This window comes from Pseudomonas sp. USHLN015, assembly GCF_037153275.1.
Taxonomy (GTDB): domain Bacteria; phylum Pseudomonadota; class Gammaproteobacteria; order Pseudomonadales; family Pseudomonadaceae; genus Metapseudomonas; species Metapseudomonas tohonis.
Map to the genome: position 1 here is coordinate 376,033 of NZ_JBBCKP010000004.1, position 16,514 is coordinate 392,546.

Here is a 16,514-nt window from a genome sequence, read left to right on the forward strand (position 1 = left end):
TACGAATCTGCACCCAACTCGAACCACGATGCCGACCGGGGTGTAGGGTGGATGGCGCTCCTTTCATCCACCAGGCGGTGCTGCAGGGAGGCGTGGAGTCAAGGCAGCCTTGCGGCCTGCTTGGCGACTGAAGTCGCCCCTACAGGCTGTGTTTGGCCTGTAGCTCGGGTGCGAGCCGGCGTTTGCGGTGATGGGTTTCGCTACGCTCTACCCATCCTACGGCGCCGAGCCAACCCAGATGCGTGGGGTGGATGACGCTCTTTTCATCCACCAACGATGTTTGGACGGGCACATGATCCGCCCCATGAAACGGCGTGCGTCCCGGGCTGAAGCCCGGGCTACGTTGGCAGGCTCGCGCCCAAGAAAAAGCCCCGCAGGTGCGGGGCTTTTTCTTGGCTACGCGGCTCAGGCCGAGCGGCGGCGGAACAGCGGCAGGGGCTGGTCGCTGGACGCCTGGTAGACCTCGGAGTAGTCCTCGAAGGCCTTGAGTGCGTCGTAGGGGTCCTTGTCCGCACGCAGGGCGAAGGCATCGAAGCCGCAACGCTTGAGGGCGAACAGCTGGTCGCGCAGCACGTCGCCGATGGCGCGCACTTCACCCTTGTAGCCATAGCGCTCGCGTAGCAGGTAGGCGGTGGAGGAGTGGCGGCCGTCGGTGAAGGCCGGGAAGTTCAGGGCGATGACCTTGAAGTTGTCCAGCTGGTCGGCGATCTCCTCGATCTCCTCGTCCGCGTCCAGCCAGACGCCGAGGCCGCCATCGCGGGCCTTCAGCGCATGGGCGTGATCACGCCACAGGGACAGCGGCACGATCAGGTCGTCGCAGTTGGACAGGCCGTCGAGGGTCGCGTCCTTGTCCAGCAGGTGCCAGGTCTCGTCGATGACCTGGTTGTTCTTAATGATTCGCTGCATAAACGCGCTCCTTGAAGGGGTCGATGCCGATGCGGCGATAGGTGTCGAGGAACTGTTCTTCCTCGGTGCGCTTCTCCACGTAGACGTCGATGATCTTCTCGATCACGTCGGGCATGGCTTCCTGGGCGAAGGACGGGCCGAGGATCTGTGCCAGGCTGGCGTCGCGGCCGGCGCTGCCGCCGAGGGACACCTGGTAGAACTCCTGGCCCTTCTTGTCCACGCCGAGGATGCCGATGTGGCCCACGTGGTGGTGGCCGCAGGCGTTCATGCAGCCGGAGATGTTCAGGTCCAGGTTGCCGATGTCGAACAGGTAGTCCAGGTCATCGAAGCGACGCTGGATGGCTTCGGCCACCGGGATCGACTTGGCGTTGGCCAGGGAGCAGAAGTCGCCGCCCGGGCAGCAGATGATGTCGGTCAGCAGGCCGACGTTCGGCGTGGCGAAGCCCTGCTCGCGCAGCTCGTTCCAGAGGGTGAACAGCTGGGCCTGCTCGACGTCGGCGAGGATGATGTTCTGGTTGTGGCTGTTGCGCACTTCACCGAAGGCGTAGCGGTCGGCCAGGTCGGCGACGGCATCCAGCTGCTTGTCGGTGATGTCGCCGGGGGCGACGCCGGTGGGCTTGAGCGACAGGGTCACGGCGGCGTAGCCGGGGCGCTTGTGGGCGATCACGTTGCGCTGGCGCCAGCGGGCGAAGCCCGGGTGCTCGGCGTCGAGCTGGGCGAGGGCGGCGCTCTGGTCGTCCAGGGCCTTGTAGGCCGGGTCGACGAAGTGCCTGGACACGCGCTCGACTTCCGCCTCGGTCAGGGTGGTCGGGCCGTCCTTCAGGTGCGCCCACTCGGCGTTGACGCGCTCGGCGAACACCTCGGGGGTCAGCGCCTTGACCAGGATCTTGATGCGCGCCTTGTACTTGTTGTCCCGGCGGCCGTAGCGGTTGTACACGCGCAGGATGGCGTCCAGGTAGCTCAGCAGGTGCTGCCAGGGCAGGAATTCGTTGATGAAGCTGCCGACGATCGGGGTACGGCCCAGGCCGCCGCCGACGGAGACGCGGAAGCCCAGCTCGCCGGCTTCGTTCTTCACCGCCTCCAGGCCGATGTCATGCACTTCGATGGCGGCGCGGTCGCTCACGGCGCCGTTGACGGCGATCTTGAACTTGCGCGGCAGGTGCGAGAACTCGGGGTGGAAGGTGGACCACTGGCGGATGATCTCGCACCAGGGGCGCGGGTCCACCAGCTCGTCATGGGCGACGCCGGCGAACTGGTCGGTGGTGGTGTTGCGGATGCAGTTGCCGCTGGTCTGGATCGCATGCATCTGCACGGTGGCCAGCTCGGCGAGGATTTCCGGCACGTCTTCCAGCTCCGGCCAGTTGAACTGGACGTTCTGGCGGGTGCTGATGTGGGCGTAGCCCTTGTCGTAGTCGCGAGCGATCTGCGCCAGCTTGCGTACCTGGGTGGAGGAGAGCAGGCCATAAGGCACCGCCACGCGCAGCATCGGCGCGTAGCGCTGGATATACAGGCCGTTCTGCAGGCGCAGGGGGCGGAACTCCTCGCCTGAGAGTTCCCCGGCCAGGTAGCGGCGGGTCTGATCGCGGAACTGCTTGACGCGGTCCTCGACGATCCGTTGATCGTACTCGTCGTATACGTACATGAAATGTCCTGTTGTCAGGCTGCTTACAGCTTTTCTGCGCGCACGGCCGCGCACTCCTGTCGGAGCCGGGGGAAGATACCAGTTCAGGTTTATGCGCAAAAGTGATGTTTGAGTATATGTAAAGAACTGGAATGCATAAGCGAGGAGCCGAGCATAACCACGCTGCGCGCCCGCTGGGACCCGGGCGGGAATGGTTCTCGACTGGTGGTTCCAGCCGACGCCGGCCCTAGCCCAGCGCCAGCAGCCGGACCATCAGATGGCTGCTGGCCAGCAGCGCTTGCGGGTGCACTTCGGCGGGCTCGCGCAATCGCCGCAGGTGCTGGGCGAGCAGGTCGACACCTGCGGCGCGGGCCAGTGTTTCCTGCTGCTGGAGCACCTCGCGCTGGTGCCGGGACAGCTGCTGGCGCCCGCAACTGGCAAGGGACTCCAGCACGTCCAGCGCCGGCTCCACCAGGCGCGCGGCCAGGCTGGGCGCTTGCGGAGCGATGGCGGTGGGGCGCTGGCGGTCGAGCAGGCGCTGGATGCGCTCGAACAGCCGCCTGTTGAGGCTGAGGCCACCCCGGATCACCGATTCGAAATCCAGTGACAGGCAGCGCAATTCACCGTTGTCGGCGATCAGCAGGGCCAGCGGCTCCAGGGTGCGGCGCCGGCCATCCATCCAGGGACGCACCAGCACCGCGCGGATGTCGTCGCGGGCCTTCTGGGCGCGCTCCAGGTTGTCCAGACGATCGCGACGCTCCGCCGTGCAGGGCAGCTCCAGGGTGATGGCCTCGCCCTGGTCGTCCTCCAGCGTCCAGCACAGCGCCTGGCGCACCTCGTCGAGCACCGCCTCGTGGCAGCGGGCCGGGCGTAGCAGCAGGCTGGTCGGGGCCTCGGCGCTGAGCGCGGCGCTGTCCTCCAGATGTTCGCGCAGCGCGCTCCAGCGCCCGATGCCCAGGGTGCCGAGGCGCGGGTCGTGAGCCGCCCAGTGCAGCTGGGCTTCGCTGCGGGTATCGCCATGGCTGGCCAGGCGGCCGTCATCGGCCTGGCGGGGCGAGAGGAGGCGCAGCGGCGACCGGCACAGCAGCTGCGGCGTGGATTTCCACAACGCCTGCTGGCTCCAGGCCGATTCGCGGCGAAAGCCCGGGTCGCTGTTGTCCGGGCGTGCCAGGCTGGCTTCGCGCACTTCACCTTCCTCCAGGTCCCAGAACGCCAGGGTCAGGCCGCGCGCGCCGCCGGGCGTGGTCCACCAGTGCCCGCCCAGGGGCAGCAGGTCGAGCGTGGCGCCCGCCTGGTAATCGCGACGCAGACGGCCACGCAGCGCGGGCAGGCGTTGGGCATCGGCCTGTTGCAGGGCGGTTGCCAGGGCGTGCACCTGGGCCATCTGCACCAGGACCTCCCGTTCGCCGATGTGGTCATCGCGGTCGGCAAGGCGGCCGATCTGCCCGCCCAGGGTGCGCAACTGGGCGGCGAGACGCGGCAGCCCCTCGGTACGGGCGGACAGGTTGAGCATGCGCAACTGCACGGCGCTGGCCTGGCTGGCGTGGGACAGCCCCTGGCGCAGCAGTTCCTGCAGCAGCGCATGGAGGCTGGCGAGCAGGTCGCGCTCCGCCGGGTTCAGTTGCACGGGGTCGAGCGCTGGCGCGTCGCTGTCGGCCGGCCAGTCCCAGGGCTGGCCCTGTCCCTGGAACAGCAGCACCAGCGTGGCCAGGTGCAGGGCCTTGCGTTCGTTTTCCCGGCCCTCCGAAAGCATGCCGTCGAAGCCGCCTCCGGCCAGGTAGATGACCTCGCAGGCCAGCGCCGGCAGGTGGATGACCAGGCGCCGGCCGTGGCTCTGGTGGCGGGCCTCGCCCAGCTCCCCCAGCCATTGCCGGGCCTTGCGCGTGGCCGCCTTGCCGGCCTGCTTCTGCAGCTGCTGCGGATCCAGCGCCAGGGCCTCGCGCAGCGCGATGTCGGCATCTTCTGCCGGCGCTTCTTCGCCGGCGGGCGCCGTGGGGTGTTCACGCAGCCAGATCACGGCCGCGAGGATGTGCTTGCAGCAGCCGTTGGCGGGGCAGGTGCAGCGCGCCGCGTCGATGCCGGTCGCATCCAGGCGCACCTGTTGGCCATCGGCTTCCACCAGGCCGCCCCGCTCGTCGTTCTCCAGCCAGCGCAGCTTGCCGGCCTCCACGTCCTTGGTGGCGCGGCGCAACAGGCCGGCGTTGGCCAGCACCTCCAGCGCGGCATCGTCGTAGCTGCGGTAGCGGTCCTGCCAGGCGCTCACTGCATCACCTCGGCCAGCCACTGGGCGAAGTGCTCCGGGGTCAGCGCGGCGATCTGCATGCCGCGGTCGGCGAGGCGTTGCCCCATGGCCGGGTCGTAGACCGGCTGGGCGCCGTCATCCAGGGCGGCGAGGCCCAGCAGCCTGACCCGCGCTTCGTTGAGGCGTGCCACGCAGGCCAGCAGCGGGCCCACGGCGGCGCCTTCCTCGAAGTCGCTGATCAGGGTGAGCACGGTGCGCTGCGGGTTCTCCACCAACTGTTCGCAGTAGCGCATGGCCTTGCCGATATCGGTGCCGCCGCCCAGTTGCACGGTCAGCAGCACTTCCACCGGGTCGTGGGCCAGGTGGCTGAGGTCCACGACCTGGGTGTCGAACAGCACCAGGCGCACGCGCACGCTGGGCAGGCTGGCGAGAATGCTGGCGCAGATGGCGCTGTACATCACCGAGTCGAGCATCGAGGCGCTCTGGTCGACGCAGAGGATGATGTCCCAGGGCAGTTGCCGGCGTACGCGGGCGTTGAAGCGCGGCGATTCGATCAGCAGGCGCTTGCGCTGCGGGTCGTAGTGCTTGAGGTTGGCGGCGATGGTGGCGCGCCAGTCGAAGTTCTGCGCGTTCTTCACCAGCGAGCGGCGGAAGCGGTTGCGTCGCCCGTGCAGGGCGTTGGTGAAGCGGTTGCGCAGGCGCTGGAGGATCTCCTCCACCACGCGGGTGATCAGCTGGCGTACGGCATCACGGGTTTCCGCGCCCAGGCGCCCGCGCACGCCGAGCAGGGCCTTGGCCAGCGCCGGGCTGGGTTCGAGGGTGGCCAGGCTGGCGGGATCGGTGAGCAGCGCACTGATCTCGTAGCGCTCGATGGCCTGCACCTGCAGGCGCTCGAACGTCGAACGGGGGAACAGCGTGCGCGCCTGCTCCAGCCAGTTCAGGGCGGTCAGCTGGCTGTCGTCCAGCGAGCCGCCGCGCCCGCCCTGGACGTGGCCGCGGCGCTGGTATTCGCGGTTGTAGAGGTAATCGAGGGTCTTCTCCAGGCGCGCATCGGCGGCGTCGAACTTCGCTTCATGCAGCGCGCGGTCGGCGTAGCGGCCGAGGATCAGGCGCCAGCGCCGCGCCGCTTCGAGGTCACTCATGGTGAGGCTCCTGGGCCCAGGCCAGCAGCCCGTCGCGCTCCAGCGAGCGCTTGAGCGCCAGCTGCAGGGCGGCGCCGGCGAGCAGGTCGTGGCTGTCGAGTTCGTGGTGGGCGCTGTCGAGTGCGGCCCCGGTGATGCCGTTCAGCTGCGCCAGGTGGTCGGCCAGGCGCCCGGTTTCGCGGGGCTTGAGGCGGGTGAAGGCGAGGCGCAGGTCCGGCAGGTGACGGACGAAGGTGGCCTCGTCCCAGTCCGCCACCAGGGCGTTGAGCCGGTGGGCCAGGTCATCCACCCGCAGGATCAGCTCCGGTGCGGCCTGCAGCAGCCCGTTCAGGTAGCGCACGGCGCCTTCGCTGTCGGCACCGGTGCCGAAGCGCCGTTGCAAGGCGTCGGCCAGTTGCTCCTCGCTGCTGCGCCCGTCGATGAAACGCAGCGCGTCGAGCGCCCCGGCGATGCCGGCGGGGGCCACCGTCTGCAGGCGGTCGAGCGTCTCGTGGAGCGATGCCTCCTGCAGGGCCAGGCCGGCCTGGCTGCCGCCCAGGTGGAGGAACTCGCGCAGTCCGAGCAGGGCGTCGGTTGCGGCGCTTTCGCGTTCGGCTTCACAGGTGGCGAGGCCGGGTAGCAGGAACAGGGCGGCGGGGAGGATGCGTCGCAGCAGTGCCGGGAGTTGCGGGTACTCGTCCAGGCCGAGCAGGTCGCGGCCGCGCCAGAGCTGCAGCAGGCGCTGGCCGCAGGTCACCACGGAGGCCAGCTCCGGGTCTTCGTCCAGGTGCTCGGCCAGACGGTCGAACAGCCGTGGCAGTTGCTCGCCGAGGCCGATCGACCCGGCTCGGGCGAGCAGTTGCGCAGCGCGGCTGGCACTGCGGCCCTGGCCGCTGGCCTGCAGCGCCTGCTCTTCATCCAGCAGGCGGCGGATGGCGACTTCCCGCAGGCTGCTGCCCAGCTCGGAGCGTTCGATCAGGCGGGCCTCGACCACCGGTGACCAGGCGTAGTCCCACTCCTCGAAGAGCAGGTCCAGCCCGGTGCCGTTGACGAAGTCCGGGCCGCCCTGGTGGCGGGCGAAGCCGCTGTCCAGGTAGGCCATCAGGTGCAGGAAGCGGCTCCGCGCGCGGTGCCGGGGCTTGCGGTAGAGGTCCAGCCGGGCGCGGCGCTGGAGGCTGTCGCTGAGGTCGAGGCGGTGGCCCAGGGCCAGGCGCCGGGCTTCTTCCACCAATGGGGGTGCCAGGCTCGATGGGGGGATGTCGCCCAGGCGGTTGCCGCCCAGCTGGTTCTTCACGGCGTCGAGGAAGGCGGCCTGGCCGTCGTCCAGGCTGCCCTTGACGAAGCAGGAATGGATGGCGTCGAGCAGGTCGTAGCGCCCCGGCCCGGGGTGCTGGCGCAGGGCGGCTAGGCCGGCGGCCTGTTGCGCGGCCTGGCTGACGCTGGCGAAGGACAGGGCGTCGGCCAACTGCCGCTCGCGGGTTTCGGCGGCGATGGCGCTGAGGATGCGCGCGGCGATGCGTTGGCGCGCCAGGGCGTCGGCCGGGTCTTCCAGCAGTGCCTCCCAGACCCGCTGGTGGTAGGCCGGCGAGGGCATGCCCGAGGCGTAGCCGTTGAGGGCGTCGAGGCGGTCGAAGCTGTAGCGGATCAGCCAGGCCTGGCTCTCGCCGTCGGCGGCGGGCGTGGGCGCCGGCGGGCTGTCGCTGGCCAGGGCCTCGACCAGGGCCAGGGTGTGGAAACCGCCGGTGACCACCAGCAGGGGGCCGTCGCAACGCGACCGCCAGTCGCGGATGCAGGCGAGCATGTGCGCCTCGCGGGGCAGGGAGCCCTCGGCGGCGAGTACGTCGTCCTCGTAGTCGAGGCGCGCCATGGAGCACCAGGCGAAGGCGTCGCCGAACAGCGTGCGCCAGTCCTGCAGGGCACCGTGGCTGCGCAGCTCGAACAGGTGCTCCCAGAGCTCGTCGTGGTCACGGCAATGGGCTTCGCGGGCCAGCGCCGCGAGGTAGGCGCTGTGGGCCAGGTAGCGCTCGGCCATCAGGCTGCGGCTCTGCTGCGGGTCTTCCTCCACGGCCACCTGGCGGGCCCAGGGCAGGTCGATGAAGGCCAGCCGTGCGCCGAGGCGGTGGCCTTCACGCAGGGCCTGCCATTCCGGCGAGTAGTCGCAGAAGGGGAAGAACGCCGAGCGCGGCGGCGCGTCCGCCGTGGCGCCGCTGCGGTGCTGGGAGAGGATCGCCAGGGGCGGGCGGCTGCGCGGGTCGAGCAGGTCGGGGATCAGGGCGTCGAAGTCGGCCGGCCCTTCGATCAGCACCGCCGCCGGGCGCAGTTCGTCCAGCTGCGCGCGCAGGGCGAAGGCACAGGCCGGGCTGTGGTGGCGCAGCGGCGCGAAGTGCACGCCGGCCGCGGCCAGCGCCTGGCGGTTGCGCTCGGCGGCCTGCAGCCGCGCGGGCAGGCGCGGATCGGCGGCGGGGCTCGATTCGGGCGGCATGGGTCAGTCCAACAGGCCCTTGCTGGCGTCGAAGAAGTGCTTCCACTGGCCGTCACGGCGGGCGCGTTCGCGCACCACGCTGTCCAGGTAATGGCGCAGGCGCTTGGCGTCGTCGCGGTTGTCCTTGAACACCACGCCGAGCAGCTGCCGCGCCAGCTCGGCCGGGCCCAGGCGGCCGTCGCCGAGGTAGCGGGCCTCCAGCGCGGCGGCGTAGGCCACGCTGACCGCCTCGGCGGTGGACATGACCGCGTCCGGCGCCTTGATCGCGGTGCCCTCGCGGGTGGTGCCGCCGCGCAGCTCCTGGAACACGGTGACCAGCAGGCCGATGACGTCGCGCTCGACCACCACCTTGCCGGCCTCCTCGCCCAGCTCCCGCAGCAGCTGGCGCATCACCAGTTCCACCTCGAACTCGCCGTCGGCGATGGGGCGCACCGTCTCGAAGTTGAAGCGGCGCTTGAGGGCGGCGGACATCTCGTGCACGCCCCGGTCGCGCAGGTTGGCGGTGGCGATCAGGTTGAAGCCGGGGCGGGCGTGCAACCGCCCGGTCTCGCCCAGCTCGGGGATCATCATCTGCTTTTCCGAGAGCAGGGAGATCAGCACGTCCTGGATTTCCGGCGGGCAGCGGGTGATCTCCTCGAAGCGCACCAGCTTGCCCTGGCTCATCCCCTGATGCAGCGGCGAGCCCACCAGGGCGCGCGGGGTCGGGCCCTCGGCCAGCAGCAGGGCGTAGTTCCAGGAGTACTTGATGTGGTCTTCGGTGGTGCCGGCGGTGCCCTGGATGGTGAGCATCGAGTCACCGCTGATGGCGGCGGCGAGCAGCTCGGAGAGCATCGACTTGGCCGTGCCCGGTTCGCCCACCAGCATCAGGCCCTGGCGGCCGAGCAGGGTGACGATGGCGCGGTCCACCAGGGCATCGTCGCCGTAGAACTTGCGGCTGACGCCGAGCGCCTCGTCCCCGAGGATGAAGCGTCGCACCGAGCGCGGCGAGCGCAGCCAGCCGGGCGGCAGGTCGGCGCCGGCCTGCTGGTCGGCCTGGGCCAGGCGTTGCAGTTCCTCGGCGAAATGCTGTTCCGCAGCCTGGCGGAGAACGGTGCTTACCATGGGGTCTTCTTCTCCCACTGGGGATCGAAGCCGACGCAGGCATCGGCGGCGGCGCGGTAGTCGGCATAGGTTTCGGCGAGCAGGACCGGCGGGATATCGGCCAGCGGCAGGTTGTCGCCACCGGACCAGCGACGGCCCATCTTCTCGAAGGAGAGCCGGGTCAGCGCGGCGGGGACGTTCTCCTCCGGCAGGCAGTTGCCGGTGAAGCCGATGTTCACGCGTAGGCCCAGGCTGTTGAATTCCTTGAAGTAGTGGTCGAAGAAGCCGCCGTCCTCGGCGGCCGCGCGCTGGTAGCCGAGCTTGGTCAGCGTGCCGCGCAGGGTGAAGGTGTCGCTCAGCCAGCCCAGGCGGTCGCCGATGGCGTTGCCGCTCTCCTGGTCGGCGACGGCTTCGGCGCTGATCTCCGGCAGCTGGCGCGACATCTGCGCGAACAGCGGCTTGACCTTGTAGTCCTTGAAGTGGCGGACCCAGGCCTTGGCCGTCTCGGCGTCCACCAGGGCGGCGTGGGCGAGGCGCACGAGGCTGCCGTCAGCCAGCTCCACCTCGTCATCGTCGAGGTCGATCAGGCTGCCGTCCTCGGTGGGGCGGAACAGGCGCGTCGCACCCTCGGCGCCCACTTCGGCCCAGACCAGGCGCTGCAGCAGGTGGCGCATGATCGGGTGCTGCTGCAGGTACTCGCGCCATTCCGCCACGGGCCACAGGCGCGCCGCGCACATGGCTTCGTAGAGGCGCTGGCTTTGCAGGTCGATCACCTGCTTGAGCTCCTTCTTGCTGGTGGAGAACTGCGTCTTGGCTTCCTTGATCAGCGCCGGGTCGTCGCTCTTGCGCGGCTCCGGCAGGGCCTTGACCACCTTGCCGTCGGGGTTGCACAGCTCCAGCTTGAGTGCGGCATCGAGGCGCGCGGTGAACAGGCGCTCGCCGTACTGCAGGGCGAGCACGCCGTTTTCGTCGAAGCCGGCGCTGGGGATGGTGCGGTCGGCCAGTTCGTCGGCGCTCCAGCCGTTGCGCTGGGCGATCTGCTCCACCAGCTCGCGGGCGCGTGTCTGTACCGAGGCGGTGCGGTGGCGGCGGGCGATGGACAGCAGCAACTGGATCACCAGCGGCTCGTTGCTGTTGGCGGCGGCGCTGAGCATGGCTTCGATCTGCGAGCGGCGCGGGTAGTGGTCGCGCATGTAGGCCTGGATCAGGCTCACCTGCTCGTGGCCGGTGGTGTGCCAGGTGAGGGCGAGGATGCCCTTGTCGGCGATGGCGCTGCCCAGGTAGGTGCCCAGATGCTCGCGCTTGAGCGATTCGAAGGCCTGTTCCTGGGTGATGTCGGCGTATTCGGGCGAGTACTTCGCCCAGGCCTGGTAGTTCTGCATCTGCCGCGCGACATTGGCCTGGGCGTAGGCGATGGCCTCTTCCAGGGTCGGGTTGCGGGTGTCCTGGGCGATGAAGGCCAGCAGCAGGCTCTTGCCCAGGGTGTTGCGGCTGGCGGGGGCCAGGCGCTCCAGGTAGCGGTTGAGCAGGCCGTTGCCGGCGGGCTCCTTGAGCTTGCAGGCGAGGATCACCCACCAGCGCAGGATGGCCGGCTCCACCGGGGTGCCGTCGAGCCACTGGCAGGCGGGCAGGTGGTCGAGGTCGAGCCAGGCGAGGCTGGCCGGCGGCTTGGCCTGCAGGCCTTTGTGCGCCTCGGCCAGCAGCACGTCCGGGGCCAGGTGGCCGGAGATGTCTTCGCCGAGGCTTTCCAGGGTGGTGAGCAGGGCGGCGCGCACGGTTTCGCGCTTTTCCTTGGCCAGGGTCGCCTTCAGCGCGGGAATCGCCTCGCGGTAGCCCAGGCGCTGCAGCCATTCGGCGGCCAGGGTGCGGATCTCCTGCTTGCTCGAGGCCAGGGCTTCCACGGCGCGGTCGCCGATGTCCGGCAGGGTCTCCAGCAGTTGCTGGGCTTCGGCGCGGTTGGTCTTGCTGCTGCCCAGGGCCAGCTCCAGCAGCACGGGGATGAAGCGCGCCGGCAGGACGGGGAACTGCTCGAGCAGGGTCAGCGTGGTGGCCACGCTGTAGCTGTAGCGGCCCGGAGCGGGGCGCAGGCCGAAGGCCTCTTCGATGAACTCGGGGTGCTCGGCGAAGAAGGGCCAGACGCGCTCGGGGGCGATCTGCCCGAGGGGCGAGTTCCAGGCGAAGCAGATATCCGCCGTGGCCCGGGCGGGGTCGTCGTGGCCGCAGCGCTGCAAGGCGTCTTCCAGGGTGCGCAGGTCGAGGCGTTGCAGGGCGTCGCCCTTCAGCCAGTCGGCTACCTGGTACCAATTGAAGTGGCGGTTGCTCGGGGCGCGGAGGACATGCAGCAGGTTGACCTCGGCGTTGGCGGCCAGGCGCCCCTTGTATTGCAGCACCGCGTCGATGCCGGCCGGGGTCTTGCCGCGCGCGCCGCCGTTGAGGCGTTCCAGGGCGTCACGCAGGTCGGACTCGCCGAGTGCCTGGAGCGACTTGTAGGTCTTCTGCCGCCAGTCCCACTTGCGCTTGTGCTCGAGGTTCTGGCGTACCTCCTCCTCGGCGGCGAGGCGGCTTTCCTCCAGCAGCTCGGCGAGGTTCTGCCGCAGCAGCTGCAGGACGGCATCGCCCAGTCGGACTTCGGGGCAGCGTTCGAAGTCGCCGGCCTCGGGCAGCTCTTCCTGCTGGGCGCGGGTCTGGCTGTCCAGGCGTGCCAGGGCACTGGCCAGTGCCTGTTGCACGGGCTTGGAACTCTCCACCTCCAGGCGGGCCTGCAGCAGGGGGCGGGCTTCTTCGCCTGCGCGGGCGAGCATGTCGGCGGCCTGGGCGCGTTCGGCGTTGTTGCCTGCTTCCAGCAACTGCTGCAGGTGGGAGAGCTTGACCTGCAGCGGCAGTGTCTCCACCTGAGGCGCGGCTTCGGCGCGGACGCTCTTGGCGGCGCTCACCGCCAGGCGCACCAGTACGTCGGCGTAGGCGTCGGCGAGGGTGCGCTGGCTGCCGAGCAGCTTCACCAGGGTCAGGCAACCGCTCGCCGACAGCCGCGAGGGCAGGGCGCGGGTGCTGGAGGGGTGCTGCAGCAGGTATTCGCCGGTGCCGGGCAGGTTGGGCAGCGCGGCGAGGTCGCGCCAGTGGTATTCGTTGAGGTCGCGGCGGTCGAGGATCAGCAGCAGGGCGTCGTCGGCCGGCAGGTCGTCCACCGCCAGCAGGCGTACCAGCAGGTCGAGGTTCCAGTGCTTGCGCAATTCCTCGCCGTGCTTGTTGCCGAGGTTCTTCAGGGTCGTGTGCAGGGCGTCGACCGCCAGGTAGATGAGCCAGTCGGGCACCTTGGCGATGCGCACCAGGTTGGCGCCCTGGCAGGCGGCTTCGAGCACCTTGCCGAAGCGGGCGAGGGCGAGCACGTCGGTCCCGGGGGTTACGACATAGAGCCGGGCGCGGGCGTTGGCGGCGGCGTTGATGCGCTTCTTGTGCTTCTGCGCGTCGTTGCGCAGGTTGCCGGAGGGGTGCCACCAGCCCAGCGTGGCGGGCATGTCGAGGAGCACGACGGCCTCCTCGGCCGGCACCTTGCGCAGGTCGAGCAGGACGCCTTCGTCCTGGCCGCTGAGCACGTGGGTGGCGGCGCGCTCGGCCAGGCCGGGCACCAGGATGTCGAGCACCTCGAGGCTTTCGACGACGTGCTTGGCAAAGGGCGTGGCCGGGGTGGAGGTGGTGGAAAGGCCGATTTTTTCCAGCAGCTTCTGAAACATGGTGAACCTGTCCTTGGCGATGCGGTGCCCGATGGTAATTCATCGGGGCGGTTCAAGGCCTCTGTCACGGGCGGTCCAATGTGCATTTCTGTTGCTCAGCTCATGTTTTTCCGGCGCGGGGCCATCCTGGGGATGTGCGAGGTCGATGGGGTGGCTTGAGAGGTTGTCGGTCCTGGTCTTAACTCGTGGACGTAGCGCCCATAACCACAACAAGGGGATGCCATGAGCGATCACACCGAGGAATCCAGTTCTGACAGCGGCATCGACGCTGTCGCCATCTTCTGCCTGATCCTGATCGCGGTGGCCACCGCGGTGTTCTGGGTCAGCCACCAGTAACCGACCCGCCGCCCCCTCTGGCAGCCAGCCACGGAACCCCGCAGGGCGTTGCCGCCCTGCGCGGGTTGCAGGCGGTATCCATGGGCTCCGTCTGTTTTGGTTGTTGCGGATTCAACAAGCTCGGGCACGGTGCCTTTCGGCTATGCATGGCACCCTGCCACGACCACCGCGTGGGTTTCGCTTCGCTCTACGCCACGCTACGGATGCGCTGCGCGCGCATCGATGACGACTCTGGTCAGGCGTGAGGGCTCCCGATGCCCTCAGTCGGGGCGTCAGAGCCCGGCGAGGTGCAGCACCAGCTTGACCACGCCGAACAGCGTCAGCGCGAAGACCAGGGTGAAGAGCACCCCGAGGATGATGAAGTGGCTGGGCTTGCCGCGGCTGAAGTCGCGCGAGCGATTCTTGCCGCTCTGTACCCCGAAGGCGGCGGCCGCGACGCTGTGCAGCATCTCGCGGAACGTCAGGGGGCGTTGGTTTTCGTCGTTGCTGTCGTCCATGGTGCACCTCCGTGGGGCACAAGCTTAGCTCGCCCCCGGCAGGCTGCCCGGATCAACGTGCGCGATGCAGCAACTGGCGGGTATCGAGCGTCCCGGCGCGAGCGCGCAGTTGGCCGCAGCCTCCGTCGATGTCCTGGCCGGCGGAGTTGCGCACCTTGGTCAGCACGCCACGGCTGTGCAGGTAGCGCACCAGTTCGACGATGCGTTCGCCGCCCGGGCGCTGGTAGTCGTCGGCTTCCAGGCTGTTGTAGGGAATGAGGTTCATCACCGCGAACTTGCCCTTGAGCAGGCGCAGGATGCCGTCCGCTTCCTCCAGGCTGTCGTTGATGCCGGCGAGCAGCGTCCACTGGTACTGGATGGGGTAGTCGGTGGTACGGGCGTAGGCCTCGCCCAGCTCGACCAGTTCCTCGGGGCTGATGCGCGGCGCCTTGGGCAGCAGGCGCTCGCGCAGCTCGGCGCGGCTGCTGTGCAGCGACAGCGCCAGGGCCGGCTTCACCCGTTGCTGCGGCAGGCGCTCGAACACCCGGGGGTCGCCCACGGTGGAAAACACCAGGTTCTTGTGGCCGATGCCGCCGTCGGTGCCCAGCAAGTCGATGGCCTCCAGCACGTTGTCGAGGTTATGGGCCGGCTCGCCCATACCCATGAACACCACCTTCTTCACCTTGCGATAGCGCCGCGCCAGGGCTACCTGGGCGACGATCTCCAGGCTGCCGACCTGGCGCAGCAGGCCGCTCCTGCCGGTCATGCAGAACACGCAGCCCACGGCGCAGCCGACCTGGCTGGAAACGCACAGGCCGTCGCGCGGCAACAGCACGCTTTCGACCATCTGGCCGTCGGCCAGGCCTACCAGGAGGCGCGCCGAGCCGTCGGCGGCGGGGTGTTCCGAGCGCAGCCGCGCCAGGTTGTCCAGCTCCTCGGCCAGGGCCGGCAGGCCTTCGCGCACGCTGATGGGCAGGAAGTCCTGGGCCTGCTGGCGCAGGGTGCAGGCGTCGAGGGGCTTGCCCTGCAGCCAGGCGCGTATCACCCGGCCCTGGTGGATGGGCTTGGCGCCGAGGGCGGCGAGGCGGTCGTGCAGGTCTTGGATGCGCATGGGGCGCGAATCCTACCACCGGCGTTGGCGCTTAAGTAGGGGCGCCCTGCCGGCGCAGGCGCCCCTCTGCGTACCGCGTCCTTCAGCGGCCCCGGCTCAGCTCCGCCAGGCGCGTCGCCGACTGGCGCATCGCCTGGCCGAGGGCGTCGAGGTCGACGGCATCGCGGGCGTTCTCCTCGCTGGCCGAGTGGATGCGCACCGCCAGTTCGTTGATTTCCTGGGTCACGTGGCTCTGTTCCTGGGCGGCGACGGCGATCTGCTGGGCGCGCTGGGAAATGTCGTCGAAACTCTGAACCGTGGTGGACAGCGCCGCGGCGGCGCCTTCGGCTTCCTCCACCGCGTGGCGGGTGCGTGCCTCGCCGGCCTGCATCGCCTGTACCGCCTGGCGCGAAGCCTGCTGCAGGTTGGCGATCATGCCGCTGATCTCGTTGGCCGAACTCTGGGTCTTGGCCGCCAGGGAGCGCACCTCGTCGGCCACCACGGCGAAGCCGCGCCCCTGCTCGCCGGCCCGCGCGGCCTCGATGGCGGCGTTGAGGGCCAACAGGTTGGTCTGCTCGGAGATGGCCTTGATCACGTCCAGTACGGCGCCGACCTGCTGGCTGTCCTGCTCCAGGCGGGCGATCACGGTAGCGGCCGCCGCCATTTCGCTGGACAGCGACTGGATGGAGCGGCTGTTGGAGGCGACCTTCTGCTGGCCGTCGTTGACCACGGCCTGGGAGCGTTGCGCGGTGTCGGCGCAGTCGTTGGTGTTCTGCGCCACTTCGTTGGCACTGGAGGACATCTCGGTGATGGCCGCCGCCAGTTGGGTGTTCTCCTGGCGCTGCTGTTCGGCGCGCTGGAGCAGGGCGCCGCTGAGGCGGCCCAGGCTGGTGGCTTCGTCCTGCAGGCGCCGGGATTCGTCGGCGATCACCTGGAGCATGCCCTGCAGCCGGCCGGCGTACTGGTTGACCGAACGGCGCAGGCCGCCGATCTCGTCGTCGCGGAGGATGGTCAGCGCGCCGCCATGGCCCTGGCCGCTGCCGAGTGCGTCGATCTGTGCGGTGGTCTCGCCCAGTTGCTCGAGGATCTTGCGCCCGGCCAGCCAGACGAAGAACAGCAGCAGGCCGAGCAGCGGCAGGAGGAAGGCCAGCAGTTCATAGGTGAGCGCCTGGGCGAGCCCGGTGACCCGTGCCCTGGGCGTGACCAGGCCGACGGTCCAGTGGGTTTGCGGCATGACGAAGAGATTGGCCTGGCTGGCTTCGCCGAGCACCGCGTCGTCATCCAGGGTCACGCTGGCGGTGCCACCGGAGCCGAGCTTGCGGCGGGCTTCCGCCAATGGCGCCAGCCAGGCTTCGCGACCGGCGAGTTCGTCGAACTTCTGCATGCTGGCTTCGGCGGCGCTGCCCGGCAGGGGGAAGAACAGGATGTT

Annotated in this window: 10 protein-coding genes; all 10 read right to left on the reverse strand. The window is 69.6% G+C overall.

The window, feature by feature from the left end:
• Positions 1 to 405 precede the first annotated feature (405 nt).
• Positions 406 to 906, reverse strand: coding sequence for a DUF934 domain-containing protein (locus WFQ67_RS10690; RefSeq protein ID WP_111261350.1), 501 nt, complete (start codon positions 904 to 906; stop codon positions 406 to 408).
• Entirely contained in the window at positions 890 to 2,548 is a 1,659-nt protein-coding gene (locus tag WFQ67_RS10695; RefSeq protein ID WP_337056825.1) for a nitrite/sulfite reductase, read from the reverse strand. Before WFQ67_RS10695 ends, WFQ67_RS10690 begins: the two co-directional genes overlap by 17 nt.
• A 226-nt stretch (positions 2,549 to 2,774) precedes the next feature.
• Complete coding sequence (locus WFQ67_RS10700; RefSeq protein WP_337056826.1) at positions 2,775 to 4,790, reverse strand: SWIM zinc finger family protein; 2,016 nt, start codon at positions 4,788 to 4,790, stop codon at positions 2,775 to 2,777.
• Positions 4,787 to 5,911: a VWA domain-containing protein gene (locus tag WFQ67_RS10705; RefSeq protein ID WP_173178788.1), complete on the reverse strand. Its 1,125-nt coding sequence runs from the start codon at positions 5,909 to 5,911 to the stop codon at positions 4,787 to 4,789. Before WFQ67_RS10705 ends, WFQ67_RS10700 begins: the two co-directional genes overlap by 4 nt.
• The gene (locus WFQ67_RS10710; protein WP_337056827.1) at positions 5,904 to 8,372 is read right to left on the reverse strand and encodes a DUF5682 family protein; all 2,469 of its coding nucleotides are present in this window, start codon (positions 8,370 to 8,372) and stop codon (positions 5,904 to 5,906) included. Before WFQ67_RS10710 ends, WFQ67_RS10705 begins: the two co-directional genes overlap by 8 nt.
• Positions 8,373 to 8,375: 3 nt before the next feature.
• Positions 8,376 to 9,473, reverse strand: coding sequence for an AAA family ATPase (locus WFQ67_RS10715; protein WP_111261354.1), 1,098 nt, complete (start codon positions 9,471 to 9,473; stop codon positions 8,376 to 8,378).
• The gene (locus WFQ67_RS10720) at positions 9,467 to 13,183 is read right to left on the reverse strand and encodes a DUF4132 domain-containing protein (protein WP_337056828.1); all 3,717 of its coding nucleotides are present in this window, start codon (positions 13,181 to 13,183) and stop codon (positions 9,467 to 9,469) included. Before WFQ67_RS10720 ends, WFQ67_RS10715 begins: the two co-directional genes overlap by 7 nt.
• Before the next feature lie 608 nt (positions 13,184 to 13,791).
• Entirely contained in the window at positions 13,792 to 14,016 is a 225-nt protein-coding gene (locus WFQ67_RS10725) for a DUF2970 domain-containing protein (RefSeq protein ID WP_111261356.1), read from the reverse strand.
• A 52-nt stretch (positions 14,017 to 14,068) separates the two neighbouring features.
• Complete coding sequence (locus tag WFQ67_RS10730; RefSeq protein WP_213629068.1) at positions 14,069 to 15,106, reverse strand: RNA methyltransferase; 1,038 nt, start codon at positions 15,104 to 15,106, stop codon at positions 14,069 to 14,071.
• An 82-nt stretch (positions 15,107 to 15,188) separates the two neighbouring features.
• Positions 15,189 to 16,469: a methyl-accepting chemotaxis protein gene (locus WFQ67_RS30370; protein WP_442969583.1), complete on the reverse strand. Its 1,281-nt coding sequence runs from the start codon at positions 16,467 to 16,469 to the stop codon at positions 15,189 to 15,191.
• Positions 16,470 to 16,514 lie beyond the last annotated feature (45 nt).